We start from the raw sequence: 24,380 nt of genomic DNA, 5'->3' as shown, positions 1-24,380 counted from the left end.
TATATTTTGTTGCTTTACCACGTTATATGGCTGGCGTTTACTTGGTTTTGAGCCCATGATATACTGCCATAGGCTAGCAAACGGAGGTATTTTCATGAAAAGAAGAAAACGTCAGCACGAAGTACATCCAACACTTCAAAAGGTAAGGGAATACATATACATACTACTTGGTTCAGCCACGGTGGCCCTAGCTTTCAATCTGTTTTTGTTACCGAACAAGGTAGCCTCTGGCGGTGTAAGTGGGATTAGTACCATCTTGAACTCCCTCTTTGGTTGGGATGCCGCCTATGTTCAATGGGCTTTTAATATCCCTTTATTTATTGCAGGGGTCATTTTTCTTGGAAAGGTATATGGTGCTCGTACATTAATTGGCACTCTTTTTCTACCATTTGTTGTTTACCTTTCGAGAAATCTGGAACCCGCAACACTTGACCCATTGCTCGGTGCACTATTTGGCGGGATTGGAATAGGTTTAGGACTTGGCATCACATTCCGGGGCAATGCGTCAACAGGTGGGACAGACCTTGCCGCTCAAATAGTTCATAAGTATACAGGAATCTCCCTTGGAAAATGTGTCGCTTTTATTGATGGTTTAATTGTTGTAACGGCTGCAATTGTATTCGATATTGAGAGTGGACTTTATGCACTGATTGGACTTTTTGTCACAAGCAAAACGATTGATTTGGTACAGGTTGGTCTAGGTAATTCAAAAATGGCTCTCATTATTACGAACCTTCAGGATGAAGTTCGACAGGAGATTTTTGACAAATTGGACAGAGGGGTAACCAAGCTCTCCGGATACGGGGGCTACACCGACGATGAGCGTCCAATGCTCATGTGTGTGGTTGACCAGAAAGAGTTCACAAAATTGAAACAAGTGGTTCAAAGCATTGATACCTCTGCATTTGTTGTCGTTATGGACGCTGCAGAGGTATTAGGAGAGGGTTTTAAAAGGGCGTAAAAGGGGTATAATAAGGATTGTATAATGGAAAAATTTATTACAGGGGGTAAATTCTGTGAAACGTAAGCTATTTGGATTTCTATTAGGAACTACGCTTGTACTTGCTCTAGCAGCATGTGGTGGTGGGGACGACGACAATGCAGCCAATGAGCCAGCAGGTGATAATGGCGGTGCTACTGCCGTAAATGCAGAGGAAGTCTACCAAGGAAACTGTGCTTCATGCCATGGTAAAGATTTAGCAGGTGCTGGAAGTTTCCCAAGTCTACAACAAGTCGGAGCTAAATACTCTCAAGACGAAATTGCGGGCATCATCGAAAATGGCCGTGGCGCAATGCCAAAAGGTCTAATCAAAGGTGACGAAAAAGACGCAGTTGCTGCATGGCTAGCTGAGAAAAAATAATTTAATTAGTATGTAAGCCTTCCGGATGAACCGGAAGGCTTTTAAATTGGTTAAAATAGGCACAATGTCTGGCACTACCAAGTCCAAAACCTACAGCCTCCCCCAATACCAAAATTTACACACCAGCATCTAAAACTATCTCCAACGCAACCTTAACTGCCATGAAACGAAAATGTAATAATTTTAGGTCGTTTTTTGACGAAAAATGATGTTATAATGGAAAAAGTAATGAAATCTAGTTCATTTTGTCTTATAATTTCAAGTTGCATAGATTAAAAGGGGCGCAAGTATGTTCAAAGAGACATGAGCGCTTCTATTTTCATTTGATAGATTACTAACTATCCCACATAATAGATGGTGGGCCATAATACCCAAATAAGAGTGATAAAAAAACGATGATAGGTGATTCGTATGATAGAAATGAAGGACGTCTATAAAAAGTATCCGAACGGCGTCATGGCCGTTAATGGTATAAATGTAAAAATCGAACAAGGTGAGTTCGTGTATGTCGTTGGTCCGAGTGGAGCGGGGAAGTCGACGTTTATTAAGATGATGTACCGCGAAGAGAAGCCGACAAAAGGATCAATCGTCATAAACGGCATTGACCTTGCAAAATTAAAGGAAAAAAGGGTCCCCCTCTTACGGAGAAATATTGGGGTCGTGTTCCAGGATTTTAAGCTTTTACCGCGATTGACTGTATACGAAAACGTAGCATTCGCACTTGAAGTAATCGAAGAAAACCCGAAGAATATCAAAAAGCGTGTGATGGATGTGCTTGACCTTGTTCGTCTAAAGCATAAGGCACGATTTTTACCAGATGAATTATCCGGTGGAGAACAGCAACGTGTGTCGATTGCACGATCCATTGTAAACTCTCCAGGTGCGCTCATTGCGGACGAGCCTACGGGTAACCTTGACCCAGAAACATCATGGGAAATCATGAATATTTTTGAAGAAATTAATTTCCGCGGGACGACCATCATTATGGCAACCCACAACCGTGAAATTGTGAATACCGTTAAAAAGCGTGTAATTGCGATTGAAAGTGGAAAAATTGCGCGCGATGAAGTAAGGGGTGATTACGGCTATGAAGCTTAACACACTCCGCCGTCACTTTAGAGAAAGTTCAAAAAACCTCGGGCGTAATGGCTGGATGACATTCGCATCTGTCAGCGCCGTGACCGTCACACTACTCCTTGTAGGTGTATTTTTAGTCATCATGATGAACTTAAACAGCATGGCGACTTCACTTGAAAAGGACGTCCGTATCAGTGTACTCACGGACTTAACGTCAACAAAAGAACAACAGGATGCCTTAAAAGCAGAAATTCAAAAAATACCTGAAGTTTCAGAAGTTACATTTTCATCTAAAGAACAGGAACTTGAAGAAATGATCAATAGCTTTGGTGAAGACGGGAAAGTTTTTGCATTATACGAGCAAAGTAACCCACTTCGTGATGTGTTCGTTGTCAGAACAAAGAAACCACAAGATATCATGAAGGTTGCCGAACAGGTTGAGAAAATGGAATACGTCTATAATGTAAATTATGGAAAAGGAAAAGTTGAAAAGATTTTTAGTAGCGTTGGTATTTCACGCAACATTGGAATCGGTCTAATCATCGGTCTCCTTTTCACTGCCATGTTCTTAATTTCAAATACAATTAAAATTACGATTTTTGCAAGACAAAGAGAAATTGAGATTATGAAGCTAGTTGGGGCAACAAACGCGTTTATTCGCTGGCCATTTTTCCTAGAGGGCTTGTTCCTTGGAATTCTGGGTTCCATCATCCCAATTGGGATCATTCTCGGATTCTATAATTTCTTATTTGATTTGATTCAACCACAATTAAGTGGAACATTCCTAGAGCTATTGCCATTTAATCCATTTGCCTTCCAAGTAACGGGGCTGCTGCTTCTAATTGGCGCATTTATTGGAGTATGGGGAAGTTTAATGTCCGTTCGAAAGTTCCTAAAAGTATAAGCAAAAGCACACCTTATTGATATGCTCCCCTAAAGGTAGACAGATGAAATAAAAAAATCTGTTTCCTTTGGGGGAGTATTTTTGTATGGCTAAAAGTAAGTTTTCTAAGGAAGAAAAATATAAAATTTTAAAGGCTTATGAAAAGGGAGAATTAAACTTAGGGGAGTTTCTCCAGAGACATCAAATCTCTAAGCGAACTCTTTATACTTGGAGAGAAAAGTACGAACAATTTGGTTTAGACGGGCTTGAAAGATCCAATGGTTGGAAGCGATATTCAAAGGGATTAAAGTTAGCTGCCGTAAGAGATGCCTTGTCTGGAAACTATTCTCTTATTGAGTTAACTCATAAGTACGAAATATCTAGTCACTCTGTACTGCAAGGATGGATTAAGCTTTATAATGGTCATAGAGAATTAAAGGAAACTTCGAAGGGGAGAAACCAGTCTATGACCAAAGGTAGAAAAACAACAGTAGAAGAGAGAATTGAAATAGCGAACTACTGCATTAAAAATCGAAAAGATTATCAGAGGGCAGCCGATGTCTATAATGTCTCATACCAGCAGGTATATCAATGGGTTAAAAAGTATGAGGATGGCGGAGATGAAGCGCTGAAAGATAAGCGTGGGAGGAAAAAAGAAGAAGCTGAATTAACTTCAGAAGAGAAAATAAAGCTTCAGATGAAAAAGTTAGAAAGAGAAAATGAACGTTTACGTGCAGAGAATTTATTTTTAAAAAAGTTAGAGGAGATCGAAAGGAGGCGAAAGTAAGCCAAGTTCGATTTGAGGACAAGTATATCGCGATTCAGGAACTTCATAAGAAAGAAAATCTAAGCATCTTGTTACTTTGTGATGTCGCTGGTATTACACGGGCTGCTTACTATAAGTGGCTAAAGCGTACTCCTTCTGATCGGGAACTTCAGAATGCAGAAATTATTAAAGAGATGAAAGCTCTTCATGAAGAAGTAGAAGGCATCTATGGATATCGTAGAATGATGATGACCATTAATCGAAAACTTGGGCAAAACTTCAACCACAAACGTTTTTATAGACTGATGAAAGTTGCTGATATACAGTCTGTCATCCGTCAAAAGAAGAAACGTTATAAGCACTCTACCCCTCAACAACATATTGCGGAGAATGTGTTAAATCGGGAGTTCGCGGCTGAAAAACCAAATGAAAAATGGGTAACTGATGTCACGGAATTTAAATATGGAACATCAAAGAAGGCCTATTTAAGCGCTATTCGTGATCTATATGATGGATCGATTGTAAGTTATGTATTAGGACATTCAAATAACAATAAACTTGTGTTCAATACTCTTGACCAAGCTACCAAGTTGTTGGATGGAGCCCATCCTCTTATTCATAGTGACCGTGGTTTTCAATACACATCTCATGGCTTCAAACGGATAATAGACAAGGCAGAAATGACACAAAGTATGTCTAGAGTAGGACGATGTATAGATAATGGACCAATGGAATCCTTTTGGGGAACACTCAAATGCGAGAAGTTTTATTTGCATAAGTACGCTACATTTGAAGAACTATCTAAAGCGATAGACGAGTATATATATTTCTATAATCACAATAGATATCAAAAACGGCTAAACGGCCTTAGCCCTATGGAATATAGAGCTAAAGCCGCTTAGGTCATTTTTTATTATTTCCACTGTCTACTTGACAGGGGGCAGTTCATATTGGGTGTGCTTTTTTGCGCTTTGACTCCATTCTATCCCGCAAGAATGGTTTTTGTTTTCTTTAGTTTCATCCCACATTTGCAGCTTGTGCTGTGTTTGAGGATTTTGATTTCTGTTTTACATACTGGACAGATTTGTTTTGGCATTTTAAAAATCACCTTCTTTTCTCTGACACGATTGACAAAGTCCGTACACTTCCATCTGATGTGAATTAATTTTAAACTTGGTTAGCTTGTTCGCAACATCCTCGATTTGAGTAAGAGTCGGGTAATTGAAATCAATAATGTCTCCACATACTTCACATAAAATATGGTAGTGATTTGGTTGATTGGAAAGCTCATATTTGCTCAATCCATTGCCATATGGCAGTTCTTTTAAAATCCGTAGTGAAACAAACAGTTTGACATTGTTGTAAATGGTGGCAAGGCTAATATGCGGTATTTGACGATGAATGTCTTCCACAGTTGGATGGCCTTTTAAAGAAAGGATAGTCTGTAAGATTAATGTTCGTTGAGGCGTAATACGTAATCCGCGTTCTTTTAAAAAGGGTACGAGTTCTTGCATGAGTAACAACCTCTTTTATTGATTTTTAAAAGAATAGGTATCCAAGAAGCGGATACCTATACTATGTGAGAATAAAATGAAACGAAACTTATTTTGCTACTACTTCACCAGGTACTGCTAGTCCAAGGCCTTCTGCGATACGAGTTCCGTATTCTGGGTCAGCCTTGTAGAAATGACTGCTCTGACGAAGTTTGATTTCCTCTAACTCCACTGGCTTCATTGATGACACTATTGTGTCAACAAGACGGTTGCGCTCTTCCTCACTCATCAAGCGGTAAAGGTCACCAGCTTGTGTGTAGTGATCGTCTTGATCGTAAGCTACACTGTTCGCAATACCTTCAACAGGGAAAGCGTGCTGCTTCGCTTCTGGCGCTTCTTTTGGACCGCTAAAACTATTAGGCTCGTAATATACTGAACTACCACCGTTGTTATCAAAGCGCATTTGACCGTCGCGCTGATAGTTGTTCACGTCCACTCTTGCGCGGTTGATTGGTAAGGCTTGATGGTTCGCACCCACGCGGTAACGATGTGCATCATGGTATGCAAAGAGACGACCTTGAAGCATTTTGTCAGGTGACACATCGATACCAGGTACTAAAGTCCCAGGAGAGAACGTCGCTTGTTCAACCTCTGCAAAATAGTTTTCAGGGTTGCGATTTAATACCATGCGGCCGACTTCGATTAGCGGATAGTCTTTTTGAGACCATACCTTCGTGACATCAAAAGGATCGAAACGGTATGTATTCGCATCCTCCAATGGCATAATTTGAACGTAAAGCTTCCAAGAAGGGAAGTCCCCTTTTTCGATCGCATTGAACAAATCCTCTGTATGATAATCTGGATTTTCTCCAGCAAGTTTTGTTGCAACCTCATTTGTTAAGCACTTCACACCTTGTTCTGTACGGAAGTGGTACTTAATCCAAACACCTTCACCTTCTGCATTTGTCCACTTAAACGTATGACTTCCATATCCATGCATATGACGCCATGTTGCAGGAATTCCACGATCACCCATTAACCAAGTCACTTGGTGTAAAGATTCAGGAGAATGAGACCAGAAATCCCATACTGCTGTTGGATTCTTTAGGTGTGTTTGGGGATGACGCTTTTGTGTATGGATAAAATCAGGGAACTTAATCGCATCACGGATAAAGAAAATTGGTGTGTTGTTTCCAACGATGTCATAGTTTCCTTCTTCTGTATAGAATTTAACCGCAAAACCACGTGGGTCACGCGCTGTATCAGCAGAGCCATTTTCCCCAGCAACCGTTGAGAAACGGATAAATAGAGGAGTACGCTTGCCAATTCCGTTAAATAGTTTTGCTTTTGTATATTTGGATACATCATTCGTCACTTCAAAATAACCGTGTGCTCCACTGCCTTTCGCGTGAACAACACGTTCTGGTACACGTTCTCTATTAAAATGTGCTAATTTTTCTAGAAGGTGTACGTCCTGGATTAGTACTGGTCCTCTTGAGCCAGCTGTGATTGAGTTTTGGTTATCTCCAACTGGAGCTCCCCAACTTGTCGTTAGTTTAGTAGTAGTCAATTAGATCACCTCTTGGTAGTATTTTTGAATATGTATATTATAATAACAAGTATAAATTAAAAATCAATACATTTTTATAATAATTATAATATGGATAAAATGGATTATCCAAAATTAACGATATTTATGCTTGTAATAACGAAATATCGCTTGCGGAATATTCATGTTCACAATTGGGATTTTATTTAACGGAATCTATTGATTTTCAATTAAGTCTGGTTTTTAATTGTATTTGAGAATTTTGAGAGTATCATAAGTTACGCTCTTTCTCTAATTACGCAGGAAAAGAAACAATTGGAAATAACTACGTTGACTTTTGAATTTAGGAGGCAATGTGACATGAAAGATAAAAAGCATCATGGAAGCGTGGAAGGAGTGGGGGGACCTCACGATGAACGCTTAGGCACAGGGGAATCGGCTGATTCGTTAACAAAAAGGCAGGGACACCCGGTTACGGATAATCAAAATATCCGAACAGTTGGGAATCGTGGGCCATCCACACTAGAGAATTACGATTTTATTGAAAAGATCTCGCATTTTGACCGTGAACGAGTTCCAGAAAGGGTGGTTCACGCAAGAGGGGCAGGGGCGCACGGGTATTTTGAAGCGTACGGCAAGGTTGACGACGAGCCGGTTTCTAAGTACACTCGAGCAAAGCTGTTTCGGCAGGACCGATGCTTTCTTAGGTAAAAAAAGCTTTGAAATTTGCTAAAAGCCATAGAAACCTCATTAATGACCATAGGGTCCATGCTAACGCCAATAAAAATAAAATAAGAGCCATAGAGGTTGGGCTAACGACCATAGACGATTCGTTATTTACTGTCGTTAACTCAAAAATACTGTTGTTACTGAAGGAATACTATTTTTAATCATAAAATACTGTTTTTAAGCCAGAAATACTATTTTTAGCAAAAAACGAGGCCAAAAGCCCAGTTGCAACCTTACAACTCCCTCACAAACGCATAACTTTTCCGCTCATACCCCTTTTTTTTCGTAAAAGATGTGCCCTATAGGAACTGCTTATAATGTTACTTTCTAGTCAATATTCAAAGAAAATTGAAGAATTTTGTCTAATTTTGTTGAAATTATAGTAGTTTTGTCATATTATAAATAGGTCTAAAGTAATATATTAATGAATATGCTATACGATAACGGCAAACTTATCGAAAGGTAAGGACGCAAAGCCACGAGCCTAAAGCAAACATGCTATGGTAGTCGGGTTACCGAAATGGCGGAGATAGATGACTCCCGTTTATTCGGTTTAGTCATCTTTTTTTGTGCTTCCAGCTTCTTTCATTTTCACACCTTAGGCGCCTTTATCATTCTCAATCTAGCAAAGAATTGGTTTTGGGGTAAAAATATACCGATGTTTTCGGCATTTTTGTTGAAAATAGGTCTTTTTATGATGAAAAATGTTTTTAATTGAAGATTTTCGTGAATCGAAATTTGTTTAAGGAATGAAAGTAATTGTGTTATTGGTCAATATTGATATTAAACAAATGATTCGAAAGAAGGATTTTTTTCATCATGGTCAGACAATATACAACATAAATGAAATGAGAAAAATTGGAACAGAATTTCTTTTTCGGAAAAATCACGAAAATCCTGAATTGATCTTTAGAAGGGCAAAAGAGTTAAATAGGCTTTTTGAATTGGATACAGCATCAATTAGGAAAGCATTTTTTTCGTATTTTTCAAGTGGCCTATCACTTACAGAGGAATTGTTATTCGTAAATGTTTATCCATCTACGATTTTAAATCCTCAATTTCCCTCTTTTATAGAAAGTTTATTACAAGCGTTCCCTAATTCAAGATTTCGTTCAGTATTTGAAATTGTTGAGTCTGAAGTAATAGAGAATATTAATCTCATTAAAGAACGTGTTCGTTTTTTGCAAAAACTGGGATATTTTATCGCAATTGATGATATCGGACACGGATGGGCTTCCTTGTGTACACTTATTGAATTAGAACCCAATTATCTTAAGCTTGAAAGATATTTTTCTATAAATCTACCTAATTCATCTCAGAAACAAAGAATGATTTTATTACTTTTGCAATACTTTTACGACTCTGATACAAAGATAATCTTGGAGGGAGTAGAAACAATAGAAGAATTACATGTAGCACAATCATTGGGTGTGGAGTTTTGTCAAGGATACTTCTTATCCAGACCTCAACCAGTCCTTGTTTGACAGAATTAAGTAAAGTTATGAAAAAAAGATTCTGAAATTAGAATCATCAACTTATGAAGGTTGTAGTTAAAACTAGCAGAAGCAGTTATGTTGATACCTTGATCTAACAGAGAAAAATAAAGATGAAAAGTTGTTTTGAAATCGTGACTTGATATATTTTATGAGATTTATACAAAATCAAAGGTGTAATGCAGGAAATGAGCAAGCAAGATTCATTAATGTAAATAGTTTGTTTATTAAACATACATGAGATAAGTAAAAGATTACTAATTAGTGGCCATGATAGAGTTTTTAATTATAAAAAGCAGATGAAAATTTAGGAATAATGAAGGTGGAAAATTAATGAGTGAAATTACGAATTTTAAAAGTATTAGGACGAAAATTTTATTTGGATTTTTCGTTGTTATTTTGTTAGTTGTTATTTTGGGAGTTTATAACTTTTATGTTACGAAGAAAGCAAACCAAAATATCGAGATTATGGTTGACGACGAAGTTCAATTATTGATAGCAGATGAAAAATTAGTAGCATCCATTGCAAATAGAATTGGAACTGCACGAGGATATGTATTATTTGGTGGTGACTTTAAGGAACGATTTAATGAGTATTCAGAGCAAGGAAAGCAGGCAGAAAAGGTAATTAGGGAGATACAGGTTACCGATGAATTTGATGCTTTAATAAAGCGTACTGTTGATTGGCGAGAAAGCATAACCACTGAAGTGTTTAATGAATACGATGCGGGAAATGAAGAATTGGCACTTAGAAATCTTGAAAAACTTACACCAGAGGCTCGTGATTTAATGTCTGGCTATGAAAAGTTAGCGGCAGAGAGGGAGAAAAGATTAACAGAATTAGGAAAAGATGCAATATCAAATGGTGATAAATCATTAACTGTAACTTCAATAATTACAGTCCTAATTATTGTATTGAGTCTCATTGTTGGTTTTGTAACCTCGTACATTATTTCGAAACCAATCAAAATGGTAGTGGAACGGATGAAACAAATATCAAATGGGGATTTAAAACACGAACCATTGAAAACAAAATCAAAAGATGAGATAGGTGCACTTGTACAATCAGTCAATTTAACGAATGATAGTCTTCGTACTATCGTAGAAGATATAATAGTTGTTTCCGGTGACGTAAAGAGCAGGGGGGAGCAACTTACGCAATACGCTGATGAAGTATTGGCAGGTAGCCAGCAAATTGCAACAACAATGGAAGAGTTATCAGCTGGAGCAGAAGAACAAGCTCAATCTTCGACGGCCCTAAATGAAAATATGGGGAATTTCTCTCAAGAAATCATGAAAGTTGCATCACAGGGTGAGTCAATTAAAGGACAATCAGATACGATGCTTCAGTTAACGGAAGATGGTAGTGATTCCATGGAAGAATCTGTTCAAAAAATGGCTTCTATCAATGAAAAAATGAAGCAATCTCTTTCAAGGGTCAAAGGGTTAGATTACAAGACTAATGACATTTCTAAACTAGTAAATGTCATTCAGGAAATTGCTGCACAAACAAACTTACTGGCATTAAATGCTGCTATTGAAGCTGCACGAGCAGGAGAACATGGAAGAGGATTTGCGGTGGTAGCTGATGAGGTTCGCAAACTCGCTGAACAAGTAAGCGAATCAGTTACAGACATTACTTCAATTGTTTCGGATATTCAGGACGAATCAAAACAAGTCGTTGAATCACTTGATGAGGGCTACAATTTGGTGGATGAAGGTACCATGCAGATTAAAACAACAGGAGAAACATTTACACAGCTAAAAGAGGCTATTGAAACAGTTGGTGAACAGATTCGTTCAATGGCATCTTCACTTTATCATGTTTTAGACGATACAAAAACGATTAACTCTGCAATCGAAAATATTGCTTCTGTTTCAGAAGAAAGTGCTGCCGGAGTTGAACAAGTTTCAGCAACTGCCCAACAGTCAAGCACTTCAATGGAAGAGGTTTCAGCAAGTGCAAAATCATTAGAAGAAAATGCGAACACCTTAAATACCTTGATTCAGCGATTCAAGGTCAACTAGTAAAACAATGAATTAATATAGATTAATAGCGTGTGAGTACATGCCAATCATGAACATTATTATGATTGTTTGACCTCAAATTAAATTAGGATATAAAGCATGCGTGATATCCGGGTTAAATTGAGTGGGATTGAACAAAAGTTGTTAAGGAATTCTATGCTGGAATATTAATTGAATGAGGGACTTGTACTATTATTGACTTTTACAATTCTTATAAAAGTTTAAGAATTTATGCTATGAATTATGAAAAAGGTCCCGAACTAAACTTGTTTATGATTATCGATAGTATGGGAGATTAGAAAGTGGAAATCCTAAATGGATTTCCCTTTTTAGGTATTCATTTTAACCTTCAAACTATACTTTATCATCCGAACAGTGAATTAATAACACAGTAGAAGTAAATGCATCGGCAGAACTTTTAGTCCAATTAATACAAGAACTACAAGGGAATTTTTTAACTGTAACAGTTCAGACTATGAATGATAAGAAAGGGTGGTAGTCACTTTAACTACCATTCTCTTTTTTTGCGAAAATTCTATTGCTGATTTGGAAATATCATTAAGTGAAAGGAAGTAATAGAAGTGGCTGTAGATATAAAACAAAGAAATAAAACCGTTTTGGAATTATTAAACGGAACGCTTGGGGCAATAAAGACTGTTGTTCCTTTGGATTTTGGGCTAGGTAAACCTTTTTTATTAGATCAATCATTACAAATGTCATTTGGTGTCCTTATCGGATTTACGGGTGATTTAAAAGGGAAATTAGTTCTTAAAGGGAATGAAGCTCTTTTTGGCTCTATCGGTGAAATCATGTTTGGTATGGCTTTAGAAGGTGAAATGCTATCCTCGTTTGCGGGTGAATTAGGGAATATGATTGCTGGGGGAATGGCAACGAATCTCGCAGAGGATGGTGTATTTATTGATATTACTTCCCCTACAGTTATGAAGGGTGACACTGCTTTGTTAGGATTTGAAAAGGCAATTGGAGTAGCCCTATCCTATCCTAATATAGGTGATATGGACATTTATTTAGTACTAGACAACTAGAAAAAGGGTGAGATTCATGGATACGGGTGAATACTTAGAATTGTTCCTTGATGAAAGTCGGGAACATTTACAATCAGTGAATGACAATCTTCTATTATTAGAAAAAGATCCACATGAACGTAAGATTATTAATGAAATTTTCCGTTCCGCTCATACATTAAAAGGTATGTCTGCAACAATGGGATTTCAAGACATAGCGTCTTTAACCCATCAGATGGAAAATGTACTGGATAAATTACGGAACGAAAGTTTTGATGTGACAACAGATGTCATTGATACGATGTTTGAAGCATTGAAGTCACTTGAAGAAATGGTGACTGATATTAGTGGAGGTAGAGAAGGAAAAAAGGATGTAACAGCACTTGTTTCAAAATTAGAAGAAATGGAAAAGGGTGGTGGGCATTCACCAACTAGCAATAAGGAACAAAGAGATTCTCACCCCCAATCAGAAATAGCCCTTGATCAGTATCAATTATCTGTTGTATCTCAATCGAAAGAGCAAGGTTACAATGTCTATGAAATAAAAGTTCAGCTAACTGAAAGTTGTTTGTTAAAAGCAGCGCGTATTTTTATGGTATTCGATATTCTTGGTCAAATGGGGGAAGTCATTAAGTCTAATCCTTCCGTAGAGGAATTAGAAGATGAACAATTTGAACAAACTTTCTCAGTCGTTTTTTTATCAAAAGAATCAAAAGACGATATTCAAAATAGTATCTTGAAGGTTTCTGAAATTGAAAGAGCGGAAGTATCCCTATTTAATACTGATAGTACGAAGGAAACTATTAAGCAACCATCGGTGGAGGAAGAGGAACCCATTGAAAAAGATGTTAGAAAATTAAAGTCTCCTTCAAAAACCATTCGTGTTAACATCGAGCGAATTGACCGTTTGATGAATTTGTTCGAAGAACTTGTGATAGAAAGAGGGCTTATCGAGGACATTTCAGATAAAGTCAAAAATGTTGAATTAGATGAAGCTGTCAAGCACTTATCAAGAATTTCACAGGATATGCAACAAATGATGCTAGCGATGAGAATGGTACCTGTTGAGCAAGTATTCAATCGTTTTCCACGAATGGTGAGAGAATTATCAAAAGACCTACACAAAAATATCCACTTGGATATTAGTGGGGCAGAAACAGAATTAGATCGTACGGTGGTGGATGAAATTGGTGATCCCCTTGTTCATCTTCTTCGTAATTCCATTGACCATGGAATTGAACTACCAGAACGAAGAACAGAAATTGGCAAGAAGCCAGAAGGGAAACTGCTATTAAAAGCCTATCACGCAGGGAATCACGTTTTTATTGAAATTGAAGATGATGGTAATGGTATAAACCGTGAGAAAGTATTGAAAAAAGCAATCGAGAGAGGGCTTGTGACGCAAGAACAGTCGCGGGAACTTTCTGATGAAGAAGTCTATCAACTTATTTTTTCATCTGGATTTAGTACAGCTGACAAAGTGTCTGATGTTTCAGGGCGCGGTGTGGGCTTAGATGTTGTAAAAAGTAAGATTGAATCCTTAGGTGGAAAAGTGTTTGTTGAATCTGAAAAGGGAAAAGGAAGTAAATTTTCTATTCAATTGCCACTTACCTTGTCGATTCTTTCGACCTTGCTTGTAAATGTGAAGAAAGAAATATATGCGATTCCCCTGTCCTCAATCTTAGAAACACTGGTTATTAAGAATGATGAGATCATGAAAGCTCACCATCAAAACGTAATCGATTTTAGAGGAAAAGTTGTTCCATTAGTTTTCTTAAAAGATGTCTTTGAAGTACCGAATGAGAAAGAACTAGTGGAAACCACTCATGCGATTGTGGTGGTTAAACGTGGAGAAAAGGTAACAGGATTAGTAGTCGATTCTTTCATTGGTCAAAGAGAAATTGTATTGAAATCGCTAGGCGGTTATTTACAAGATATTCATGCCATTTCAGGGGCTACCATTTTAGGAAATGGACAAGTTTGTTTGATAATTGACCCGAATGAATTAGTGAAGTAGGAGTGATAAGTGGATGGAAGGTCAGTCAAAAGTGATTGTTTTTCGATTAGAAGACCAGGAATATGGAACAGATATACAAAAAATACGATCAATCGAGCGACTTCAAGAAGTTACCCGTATTCCAAATGTACCTGAATTTATTAAAGGAGTGATCAATCTTCGTGGCGAAGTGACCCCAATTATAGATTTAAAAGAACGATTAGCAATGGGACAAACAGTTCCAACTACTGAAACTAGAATTCTCATTGTGGAAATAAGTGATATCCAATTAGGGGTAATTGTAGATGCGGCCACTGATGTAATTGACCTTGATTTATCCCTTGTTGATTCTGCAACAGGCGTTATACATGGAATTAATGAATCCTATATAGAAGGTGTTGCAAAACTTGAGCATCGATTACTCCTTCTACTGAATCTGGACAAAGTCTTAAATAAAGAAGAAATAAATGAGGTAAAAGAAACAATTGAAGTTTAATTGAACAAATAGAAAGTGATTACAGGAGGCTATAATGGCGAAAGTATTAGTAGTGGATGATGCAGCTTTTATGAGAATGCAACTAAGAGATATGCTAACTAAGCTTGGACACGAAGTAGTAGGCGAAGCAGAAAATGGGGTGGATGCAATCGAAAAATACGAACAATTAATCCCCGAACTTGTCACCATGGATATTACAATGCCGGAGATGGATGGTATTCAAGCAGTGACAGAAATAAAACGGAAATATCCTAATGCTCAAATTATTATGTGTTCCGCAATGGGGCAACAAGGTATGGTTATTGATGCTATCAAAGCAGGTGCAAAAGATTTTATTGTAAAACCATTTTCAATAGATCGAATAAAGGAAGCTTTGGATAAATTTTTAAATTAAGAATATATAAATTTAGTAAGTAGATATAACGGTTTTACTATTTAAAAGTTCCTTTGATACTCAAAAATAAAGCACAAAAAGTTGCCTATTCAATAACTGACTTGCATCGAGGTGGTTTGTTAGCCCCGTAAATACATATTGGATTTCAATGACCACCTATATAATTTAATACAAGAGTTCAAAATTAGTTAGATATTGTACAGCCCATCAAATTTGTGTTTTTTAACCATAAGGAGAAAAAAGAATGAGTCAAAATGTAATTCTACTTGAAACTGGTACGAATGAATTGGAAATTGTTGAATTCACTATTGGGGAGACTCGCTTTGGGATCAACGTTATTAAGGTCAGGGAGATTATTAACCCTGTTCATGTAACCAAACTTCCAAATTCACATCCAAGTGTTGAAGGAATTGTCGAAATCCGCGGAGAAATCATGCCGGTTATTGATTTAGCAAAAGTCTTAGGAGAGGGACCATCTGAAAATGGGAAGCTTGATAAATTTATTATTACAGAATTTAATAAGCAAAAATTCATTTTCCGTGTTCACACGGTAACTCAAATATACCGGATATCTTGGAAGGATATTGAAAAACCTTCTTCGGTAAATAGTGGAACAGAGAATTCAATAATAGGTGTAGTGGAAATAAAAAATAATCTAATATTACTGTTAGATTTTGAGAAGATTATGGTGGATATTGATAATAAATTAGGAATTAACCCTGATGGCCTACAAGCTTTAGAAAGTCGAGAACGTTTTAACAAAACGATTGTAATTGCTGAAGACTCAATATTCCTTCAGAACCTTATTCGTAAATCATTAAATGAAGCAGGATATATGAATCTCTTATTTTTCGAAAATGGACAGGAAGCTTTGGAATTTCTAATTAGTAAGTCTTCAAATGGAGAAAAGATAGATAATAGTGTTCAACTCGTAATAACTGATATAGAAATGCGTCAAATGGATGGTCATTATTTTACAAAGCAAATTAGGGCAAATGAGGATTTGAAACACCTTCCAGTGATTATCTTCTCCTCCCTTATCACAGATGATTTAAGACATAAGGGCGAAATGGTTGGAGCTACTGCCCAAGTTAGTAAACCCGAGATTGTAGAACTGGTAGGTTTGATTGACAAACACGTTCTTTAGGATTTTTCCGGTCCGATTATCTTTTCCAATGTTTTAATTCGACTTGTGTAAAGTAGTAAAGGATGAGATTTATATCGACTATCCGTTATTCGAACGGAAGAATAGATATTCAGCTATAACAATATTTTGGCATTGAGAGTAGGGGAATATTATAAAAAAGTTAATATTGTTAACTATACTTCTATCATCTATTTTGGCGGGGGCAGTTGTTGCAGTACTGTACTTTACTCTAGATATTGATACAGTTGTTGAAGCCAGCCAAGTAGAGAAAAAAGAAGAGTTTTTTGCAGAACCATTTGAAATAATGGCAAATCTAAATTTAAAAGAAACTACTAGAGATTTTGTCAAAGCATCTGTTGTCATCTCTTCGACGAATGAAGAATTTATAGAGGAATCGAAAAAGTATCATTATCAGATGAATGATATCATAGTAAGTTTCATTAACTCTAAGACACTTGAAGATTTTAGAAACTTTGAAAACAGGGAAAAACTATCAGAAGAACTAGTAGAAAAAATAGAAGAGAAATTAAACTTAGATGTAGAGAATGTGTACTTTACGAACTTAATGCTACAGTAATAGAACAGGGTGTTACCGCCTTGTTTTTTTGTGAATGGACGGGTATGGCTACGTATTCGAATGCATGCATTTTCGCAATGATTCACAATCAGTGGTATGTAGTATCTCAGTGAACTTGAAAAAGGGAAGAATACAATAATGCAATGAGTTGGAAGACTTGAACAAAAAAGACAATAGCTTCTACAACTTGGAAAAGTCAAAGGGTTATCAAATTCAGTTACCATCCGTTGCAGTAAGGATAGTTTTAAGAATTAATGAATATAAAAAACTCAAACTTCCAGGAGAGAATAGCATGAATATAAAACTTAACAATAAAGAGTTCTTTGAGTTATTATTTGGAATTGGAGCCGTTACATCATTCTTATGGGTTTTATATTTGTTTTTAATCCATTTTTTCAAGTGAATGTAGTATAAATCGATAAAAGGAGTAATAAAGTGTCTAAGGTTTATTCAAAAGAAGAAATTGAATTTTTAAAACAGAATGTTGGTTTTATGAAACTTACAACCATTGCGAAAAAGCTAAATAGACCATATCATTCAATTTCAATTAAAGTTCACCGTTTAGGAATTGGTGATACTCGCTCACAAACCGGTATGGTAACTTTAGGGGAGCTTGCAAAGATACTATTTGTAGATAGAAAGACTGTAGAGAATTGGGTTGTAAGGCATGAATTACCCTGCGTAAAACAAATCACGAGGCAACATAAACAATATTATTTTATAAAGCCAGGAGAATTTTGGGAGTGGGCGGAAAAGAATAAAGAAAAGATTTCCTTCTATAAGATTGAAAAGAACATATTGGCTCCAGAACCAGAATGGGTTGATGAAGAGAGAGCCAAAAACCAAGACCGAATAGTTAATTATCGCGCATGGACGATCAGTGAAAAGAGAAAGGTATTAGAATTAAAAAATATGGGATATACATTTGGTGAAATTGGTAAGAAGTTAGGTAGGAGTGCATCAAGTGTAGGAAAACAATATTATAGAATGAAGGAAGAATAATATGTGAAAACGAGGGTGAATTTCACAATGAGGGGTAGAGCAGTTGGGCTTCTGTAAGGGAAAAAGAAATGAGTTAGTCAATTGATGAAAAGTGGCCTAGAAGGTAGAAAGCCTTCTAGGCGGGTCTTCGTAAAATCTTATTTAAGTCAAAAGGGGCTAAGCTTATGCTTATGCCCCCGAGTTGCAACCCTACAACTCCCTCACGAACGCATAACTTTTCCGCTCATACCCCATTTTATCTTCGTAAAAACGGTGCGCATCGACACGCTGCAGACCAGATGTCAATGCCACCTTACCACAGCCTAATTCGCGAGCAAGTTCATGTATATAAGATAGAATTGCTTCACCGTAGCCTTTCGATCGCCCAGCCTCATCCGTAACTAAATCATACACATACATATTTTTACCATAATAAAGATTGAGTTGCTGTGCGACGCCAGTAACGGCGGCAACCTTTCCCTCATCCATTAATGCAAATAACCGATAACCCTGAGGCTGCATCTCAGTAACTAAGTCCACAAATTCCTCGACCGTCAAATGTGTTCGTAATTGCTTCATAACCGGAAATGCCATTTTCCACTCATCGACCGTCTTTAATTCACGAATTTCATGCGCCAACTCAATCACTCCTCTGAAATATTTCCTCTATCATACTGCGGAAATCCTCCGGTTACTACATTTTTCTTTACTTCACTCTTAAAAAACTTTTATAATAAAAAAGGAACGAAAATTTTACCAATGCACATCGAGGCGTTGCCTCATTTTTGTCATAAAGTGTACAAGCATTACATATTTTTATACAAAGGCATCGCACTAACGCATGTGTGGTGCCTTTTCCTGCAACTCTAACCAGATAGTCAAAAAGCCCATGCTTACGGAGTAATCATGACTTTTCGACTATCATACATGAGAGAAGGCATGAATAAGAACATAAAAGCTACAAAAATTAACGGTAAGCATTTGTATTTAGAGATGAGGAGGAACACAGGTGAGTCGTAAAGTTGTCGCATTATATATGGTACTATCCTTACTATTAGGGGCGAGTGCTACGTTTTTAGTGGTTCAGTTGCTCGGCCAAAACGAACAACCACTTGTTCAACAGCCAAACCAAAACAAAGAAGGCACTACTAAAGAAGACACAGAAAATTTATCTAAAATTGGTCAAGCGTACAACCTGATTTTATCAAGCTATGTTGAAAAGGTTGACGAAAAAAAATTAATTGAGGGCGCCATTCAGGGGATGGTTAGTACGCTGAATGACCCGTATTCTGCATATATGGATGAAGAAACTGCTGCCCAGTTCAATGAATCTCTCGAATCCTCGTTTGAAGGAATTGGCGCAGAGGTAAGCATGATGGAAGGCAAGGTCACAATTGTCGCTCCATTTAAGGATTCACCGGCTGAAAAAGCAGGGCTAAAGCCAAATGACCAAATCATTAAAATCGACGGTGAAAGCATTGAGGGGCTTGATCTGTACGAGGCTGTTTTAAAAATCCGTGGTGAAAAAGGAACGGTTGTTACTCTGCAAGTCATGAGACCGGGTGTCACAGATTTAATGGACGTCAAAGTAACCCGTGACACCATTCCGATTGAGACGGTGTACACAGACTTAAAAGAATACAACAATAAAAAACTCGGCTATATTGAAATCACATCATTTGCCCAAGACACTGCAGAGGATTTTGTTGTGGGACTTAATGAACTAGAGGACAAAGGCATCGAAGGTCTAATCATCGATGTTCGTGGAAATCCAGGTGGACTCCTTGAAAGTGTGGAGGAAATTTTAAAACAGCTTGTTACAAAAGAAAAGCCATATGTTCAAATTGAAAATAGAAACGGAGAAAAGCAGCGCTTCTTCTCTACTCTTGAAAAACCAAAGGACTACCCAATCGTCGTGTTAACTAATGGAGGTAGTGCATCTGCGTCTGAGATATTAGCGGGTGCATTAAAAGAAGCAGGTGGTTATGACCTAGTTGGTGAAAAAACGTTTGGTAAAGGAACTGTTCAACAGGCTCGTGACATGGGTGACGGAAGTAACCTTAAGTTGACGATGTTTAAATGGTTAACACCAGATGGAAACTGGATTCACGAAAAGGGGATTGAACCAACCGTAGAAGTGAAGCAACCAGAATACTTCTATGCGAACCCAATCCAGTTTGAAAAAGAACTTACACAAAACATGAACAATGAAAAAATCAAGAATGCTCAAATTATGCTGAGTGGATTAGGATTCGACCCAGGTCGTGAAGACGGCTACTTCAGTGGAGAAACCGTCATCGCAGTAAAAGCATTCCAACAAGCAAATGATATACCAGCAACAGGCACTATCGATGGAAAAACAGCCGGCGCCATCGAAGCAAAAGTCATCGAATCCATCCGTGACAAAAAGAACGACCAACAACTCAAAAAGGCAATGGAAGTCCTATTTAAATAAAAACAAAGCGCACCTCTCCAGTCCGGAGAGGTGTTTTTTGGAACCAAAGGGACGGTTCTTGTGGTCCCGTTAACGTCTTCAGGCCTCCTGTTGACCCGGAATTCCGACTAACTTATGGGGATTTGGGGGGGTAACTCGCGAATATGTGTTTAGAACACGGAGATATGCGTCGAACCTAGAAAATATGCGTCAGAACCAGGAGATATGCATCTGAATTCGAGAATATGCGTCAAATCCCTCGGATATGCATCAAAACCCACATATATGCATCATCCCCTCGACCATTGCACTAAACTAGGAAATCGGTGCAAAGTTGATTTATCGGCAAAGCTTGGCAGCATACCTACAAACCCAAATCCCCGTCTCCAAATCCCCAACTTCCTTTTTCCATAAAATCGACGTATGCTTTACGTCAAGTATTTGGTACAATAAAAGTTAGTATATCGAACGAAATTTTTTACATATAAAGTCAAATCCATAGGTGGTGAAAAGAATGATTGAAGCATGGTTACTTGAATTTGCAAAAGGAATTGGACGATTCTTTCTGCACCCATTGTTTTACTATTTAGCAGGGTATTGCGTGCTCCTAGGCTATTTTCGCGTTAAACGCGAGCGACGCTCATTTCATATAAGAGTAGAAGACGGGTTCTACGACCTAAGATCACTCCTTCCAGGAGGCTGGCTTGGGGGACTGCTCATTTCCGTCGTAACCATCGCTGCTGGTGTTGTGATTCCATTCGGCAGTATCGTGTTAATTGCAATGGTCACATTATTATTAAGTTTACCGATCAATACACGTTTACTATCTCCAGCATATATTTTAGGAGTATCGTTTTTCGGAATTATTTTGCTCTCAAATCTAACAGTTGAAAATAAATTTATTACGAGATTGCTAGACGACATGGGTAACACAAGTCTAGCATCGATTGCAATTTTACTAGGTGCCCTTTTACTAGCGGAAGGAATTCTGATTCTGAAAAAAGGTCATATCGGTACGTCACCAGACCTTTTAAAAAGCAAACGCGGGCTTCCAGTCGGTGCTCACATTTCGCAAAGGTTGTGGCTTGCACCAGTATTTTTACTGATGCCAGGGGAGGCTCTTACCACACATTATGAATGGTGGCCGGTATTCACCGTGTCCGGACAAGCATACTCATTGATTTTAGTACCATTCGGAATTGGTTTTTATCATAAGGTAAAAAGCATGCTTCCAACCCAAAGTATTCCGGTCGTTGGAAAACGCGTCATCCTATTAAGCATCATCGTTACTGGTTTAGCGGTTGCGAGTATCTGGTTTCCAGTTGCAGCAATCATTGCAGCATGTTTTGCATTAGCCGGACGAGAACTCATCTACCTGAAGCATTATTTTATGGACGAATCGAAACCATCGATTTTTTCACAGCGAAACCAAGGTCTGCTCGTTCTCGGGATTATTCCCCAATCCCCAGCTGAAAAAATGCAAATCAAAATTGGAGAGACAATTTCAAAGGTCAACGGGATACAAGTAAAAACCGTCCAAGAATTTTACATGGCCCTCCAAAAAAATCGAGCCTTATGTAAGCTCGATGTGTTAGATATAAACGGAGAGGTTCGATACGTGCAACGCGCCCTATATGAGGGTGAACACCACGAACTCGGCATCCTTTTTGTGAACGAAGGTAAGAGATGGAAGCACAGAGCGGTGTAGCTGCATTTTTTCATAATTTACAAAAATGACTATTAAGAGAAACGGCATATGCTGTTTCTCTTTTGTTATTTATATAAAACAATCAGCCTCCTGTCCAATAGATTAAGGAGGATTATTATAAAAAATGAAGAAATACACTAAATGAATTTGAAACAAAATACATTGACACCCGACTTGTTAGTGAAAGGGGGATGTAAATGAGTAGCGGGTTGGATATAGAAAGTTTATATAAAGAATTTCATTTAGATATTTATCGTTTTTCGTTGTATTTTTCCAGTAATAAACAGGATGCAGAAGACATTACACAGGAAACGTTTATAAAAGCAATACGAAACAGTCACACGCTGAGGGATCATGCTCGTGCAAAGTACTGGCTACTGTCGATCGCTAGGCACACGGCAATCGATTATTTGCGAAAAAAGAAGCTGAAGTCTACATTACCTGATTTACTTCAAAAAATGACACACCATGACAAACGGGATTCCTTGGATGACCATCTTCTTATCAAAGAGCAGTGGCAAGAAATTCAAAGTGCTCTACTTCGAATAAAGCCTCATTATCGAAGTTTACTCATTTTAAGAGGAATTCAGGAAATGACAATCAAGGAGGCAGCTGAAATATTGGAGTGTACCGAATTAAAGGTCCGAGTTGACTTTTTTCGTGCGGTGAAGATTTTGAAAAAGGAACTACAGGTATTGGAAGGAGTGAATGAAGATGAAAAAGACCGAAAATCTAACTCAAGAGGCTAAACAGCTACTTCACCCAATTAAAGATAGGCCAGACCTAGTACCAAGTCAAGATTTTATGAAGGAATTACATGATGTAATCATGTTGGAAGAAACAAAGAAAAAACCAAGAGTGCGGGTATTTCCCTTATTTGCAGCTACAGCTGTTGTTCTGATTCTGCCGTTACTCATTTTATCTACACTGTTTGAAAAAGAAAAAACAAAAGCATTTGAGATTGAGGAATCCTCCCATATTCAATTGGTAGATAAGCTTGAATATGGTAATGGAGATGGAGAAATCGGTCTATATGAGGCTCAAGGTATGAACCCAGTTAGTAGTTTTGATATAGAGAATGGAACCTTATATCTTTTAGATGAAGTGAAGTATCAAGTAGTGATTAGAGATCGTGATGGAAAAACAACATCATTTCCTATCCAAAAAAAGCAAAATATGGTCGGTGTTCTTGAGGATATTTTGGTCACGAAAGATGGAGATATTTACATTTTAAACTCGGGAGAAGAGCTTGTGTATCAATACAAAGTGAACGGTGAGCTAACACATATTTATGATTTATCACAACTTGATTTATTCTTCCCAGATTCCTTATATGAATTTGAAAATAATGAAATTGTTGTTAGCCAAAATCAAGAGAAATTTGCGAGCTTGAAAGCAATGAGTTTCATAGAGGAAGAGAATCTGTCTTTTCATTTTAAGGTAGTAAATCGTAAGGAAAGTAAATTAGTACTAAATGATGAAGGAAAGCAGACTGAGCTTTCGTTGTTCTCAGATTTAGGACATGGCAATTTGGCTTTACAAAAGGTGACGGATGAACAAATTATTTATATGCAGACCGTTACTCCACCTGTAAATACTCCTACTTCAGAGACACATGTATTTGGGCTTGATAAGCAGGGTGCTTTGCTTGGAGGTGTACGTATTCCAGAGGAAAACTTTCTCTATAAACCTCAACGAATGGAGAATTATATTAAAACAGATCGAAATAAAGTTTACCTTCTTATTCCTGAAAACGAGCATGTAGCCTTATATGAATTAACCTTGGGAAAAAGGTATGAGAGCTTTATCGAGGAGCAGGTAGAAAAAGTCAATATTGGCTTTGATTATCGAACATTTGGAAAGCCTTTTCCAGAACTAGAAGAGGAAATGAACAGGCTTTTAAAAAGTGGCGATATCCAATACGGGAATGAAGATTCATTGAATGGAGTAGCCATCGATGAACATGGGACTGTTGTGATTGATTTTAAGGATTTCTTGGCGGGTAGTCCGGCAAGTGCGGAAGCGCAAGCCTTTTTTAGCGCACTGAATGCAGCAACTTTTGAGAAATTCCCAGAAATACAACAAATCTATTTTCAATTTGATGGTAGCTTTAGCGCGTGGGTTCATTGGTTAGAAAGCATTGAAGAACCTTGGAAAAGACAAGAATCACAATGAAAAATTTGCAGGAAAGATAAAAATTACCTCTCTAAGCAAGGCTGCATTTGTACTAAAAATGCAGCCTT

The 24,380-nt window shown here is 37.6% G+C and carries 21 protein-coding genes, 1 pseudogene and 1 riboswitch; of the genes and pseudogenes, 19 read left to right on the top strand and 3 right to left on the bottom strand.

Translation table 11 applies throughout. The features are described 5' to 3' along the window. Positions 1-94: 94 nt before the first annotated feature. The 5 genes from RGU12_RS20780 (at position 95) to RGU12_RS20760 (ending at position 4,989) form a co-directional block, all read left to right on the top strand. Positions 95-961 (top strand): YitT family protein, encoded by an 867-nt coding sequence (locus tag RGU12_RS20780; RefSeq protein WP_309537752.1) that lies wholly within the window; start codon positions 95-97, stop codon positions 959-961. A 55-nt stretch (positions 962-1,016) separates the two neighbouring features. Then, the gene (gene cccB / locus RGU12_RS20775; RefSeq protein WP_309537751.1) at positions 1,017-1,361 is read left to right on the top strand and encodes a cytochrome c551; all 345 of its coding nucleotides are present in this window, start codon (positions 1,017-1,019) and stop codon (positions 1,359-1,361) included. A gap of 411 nt (positions 1,362-1,772) precedes the next feature. Beyond that, positions 1,773-2,459: a cell division ATP-binding protein FtsE gene (ftsE, locus tag RGU12_RS20770; protein WP_309537750.1), complete on the top strand. Its 687-nt coding sequence runs from the start codon at positions 1,773-1,775 to the stop codon at positions 2,457-2,459. Next, positions 2,449-3,342: a permease-like cell division protein FtsX gene (gene ftsX, locus RGU12_RS20765; RefSeq protein WP_309537749.1), complete on the top strand. Its 894-nt coding sequence runs from the start codon at positions 2,449-2,451 to the stop codon at positions 3,340-3,342. Before ftsE ends, ftsX begins: the two co-directional genes overlap by 11 nt. Before the next feature lie 85 nt (positions 3,343-3,427). Beyond that, a protein-coding gene (locus tag RGU12_RS20760; protein WP_309536917.1) for an IS3 family transposase occupies positions 3,428-4,989 on the top strand; the annotation gives its coding sequence in 2 pieces (ribosomal slippage) (positions 3,428-4,070 and positions 4,070-4,989; 1,563 coding nt in all). A 195-nt stretch (positions 4,990-5,184) separates the two neighbouring features. Here the strand turns inward: RGU12_RS20760 and RGU12_RS20755 are convergent. Together RGU12_RS20755 and katA are read right to left on the bottom strand one after the other, a co-directional pair. Continuing rightward, positions 5,185-5,601 carry a Fur family transcriptional regulator gene (locus RGU12_RS20755; protein ID WP_309537748.1) on the bottom strand — a complete coding sequence of 139 codons (417 nt, stop codon included), beginning with the start codon at positions 5,599-5,601 and terminating at the stop codon, positions 5,185-5,187. 88 nt (positions 5,602-5,689) lie between these two features. Beyond that, positions 5,690-7,150 carry a catalase KatA gene (gene katA, locus RGU12_RS20750; RefSeq protein ID WP_309537747.1) on the bottom strand — a complete coding sequence of 487 codons (1,461 nt, stop codon included), beginning with the start codon at positions 7,148-7,150 and terminating at the stop codon, positions 5,690-5,692. Positions 7,151-7,489: 339 nt separating this feature from the next. On the opposite strand from katA, the pseudogene RGU12_RS20745 reads away from it, so the two are divergent. The 10 genes and pseudogenes from RGU12_RS20745 to RGU12_RS20700 all read left to right on the top strand — a co-directional run. Then, positions 7,490-7,819, top strand: a pseudogene (locus RGU12_RS20745) (catalase); the annotation flags it as partial. Between the two features lie 474 nt (positions 7,820-8,293). After that, a riboswitch (cyclic di-GMP riboswitch) is annotated at positions 8,294-8,378 on the top strand. A 241-nt stretch (positions 8,379-8,619) separates the two neighbouring features. Beyond that, on the top strand, positions 8,620-9,342 hold the full coding sequence (locus tag RGU12_RS20740) for an EAL domain-containing protein (protein ID WP_309537746.1): 723 nt from the start codon (positions 8,620-8,622) through the stop codon (positions 9,340-9,342). A gap of 342 nt (positions 9,343-9,684) precedes the next feature. Beyond that, positions 9,685-11,379 (top strand): methyl-accepting chemotaxis protein, encoded by a 1,695-nt coding sequence (locus RGU12_RS20735; RefSeq protein WP_309537745.1) that lies wholly within the window; start codon positions 9,685-9,687, stop codon positions 11,377-11,379. A gap of 581 nt (positions 11,380-11,960) precedes the next feature. Then, the gene (locus tag RGU12_RS20730) at positions 11,961-12,425 is read left to right on the top strand and encodes a chemotaxis protein CheX (protein ID WP_309537744.1); all 465 of its coding nucleotides are present in this window, start codon (positions 11,961-11,963) and stop codon (positions 12,423-12,425) included. Between the two features lie 16 nt (positions 12,426-12,441). Continuing rightward, positions 12,442-14,421: a chemotaxis protein CheW gene (locus RGU12_RS20725; protein WP_309537743.1), complete on the top strand. Its 1,980-nt coding sequence runs from the start codon at positions 12,442-12,444 to the stop codon at positions 14,419-14,421. 13 nt (positions 14,422-14,434) lie between these two features. Beyond that, positions 14,435-14,896 carry a chemotaxis protein CheW gene (locus RGU12_RS20720; RefSeq protein WP_309537742.1) on the top strand — a complete coding sequence of 154 codons (462 nt, stop codon included), beginning with the start codon at positions 14,435-14,437 and terminating at the stop codon, positions 14,894-14,896. Between the two features lie 34 nt (positions 14,897-14,930). Further along, positions 14,931-15,290, top strand: a complete 360-nt coding sequence (locus RGU12_RS20715) for a response regulator (RefSeq protein ID WP_309537741.1) — start codon at positions 14,931-14,933, stop codon at positions 15,288-15,290. 244 nt (positions 15,291-15,534) lie between these two features. Then, positions 15,535-16,437, top strand: coding sequence for a chemotaxis protein (locus tag RGU12_RS20710; protein WP_309537740.1), 903 nt, complete (start codon positions 15,535-15,537; stop codon positions 16,435-16,437). A gap of 166 nt (positions 16,438-16,603) precedes the next feature. Continuing rightward, positions 16,604-17,014 carry a flagellar basal body-associated FliL family protein gene (locus RGU12_RS20705; RefSeq protein ID WP_309537739.1) on the top strand — a complete coding sequence of 137 codons (411 nt, stop codon included), beginning with the start codon at positions 16,604-16,606 and terminating at the stop codon, positions 17,012-17,014. Positions 17,015-17,449: 435 nt separating this feature from the next. Further along, positions 17,450-18,016, top strand: a complete 567-nt coding sequence (locus RGU12_RS20700) for a helix-turn-helix domain-containing protein (protein ID WP_309537738.1) — start codon at positions 17,450-17,452, stop codon at positions 18,014-18,016. Positions 18,017-18,205: 189 nt separating this feature from the next. Here the strand turns inward: RGU12_RS20700 and RGU12_RS20695 are convergent, their stop codons facing one another. Further along, on the bottom strand, positions 18,206-18,634 hold the full coding sequence (locus tag RGU12_RS20695) for a GNAT family N-acetyltransferase (protein WP_309537737.1): 429 nt from the start codon (positions 18,632-18,634) through the stop codon (positions 18,206-18,208). A 370-nt stretch (positions 18,635-19,004) separates the two neighbouring features. Between RGU12_RS20695 and RGU12_RS20690 the strand changes: the two genes are divergently transcribed. The 4 genes from RGU12_RS20690 (at position 19,005) to RGU12_RS20675 (ending at position 24,312) form a co-directional block, all read left to right on the top strand. Then, entirely contained in the window at positions 19,005-20,450 is a 1,446-nt protein-coding gene (locus RGU12_RS20690) for a S41 family peptidase (RefSeq protein ID WP_309537736.1), read from the top strand. Positions 20,451-20,943: 493 nt separating this feature from the next. Then, complete coding sequence (locus tag RGU12_RS20685) at positions 20,944-22,137, top strand: PDZ domain-containing protein (RefSeq protein ID WP_309537735.1); 1,194 nt, start codon at positions 20,944-20,946, stop codon at positions 22,135-22,137. 197 nt (positions 22,138-22,334) lie between these two features. Further along, a complete protein-coding gene (locus tag RGU12_RS20680) occupies positions 22,335-22,886 on the top strand; it encodes an RNA polymerase sigma factor (RefSeq protein ID WP_309537734.1) in 552 nt (183 codons plus the stop codon). Further along, a complete protein-coding gene (locus tag RGU12_RS20675) occupies positions 22,852-24,312 on the top strand; it encodes a hypothetical protein (RefSeq protein WP_309537733.1) in 1,461 nt (486 codons plus the stop codon). Before RGU12_RS20680 ends, RGU12_RS20675 begins: the two co-directional genes overlap by 35 nt. Positions 24,313-24,380: the final 68 nt, after the last annotated feature.

The sequence above is a fragment of the Ferdinandcohnia sp. QZ13 genome (assembly GCF_031324165.1).
In the GTDB taxonomy this organism is placed as follows: domain Bacteria; phylum Bacillota; class Bacilli; order Bacillales; family Bacillaceae_L; genus Ferdinandcohnia.
The sequence above is the reverse complement of the archived record's forward strand: the minus strand, read 5'-3'. Positions and strand labels throughout refer to the sequence as shown.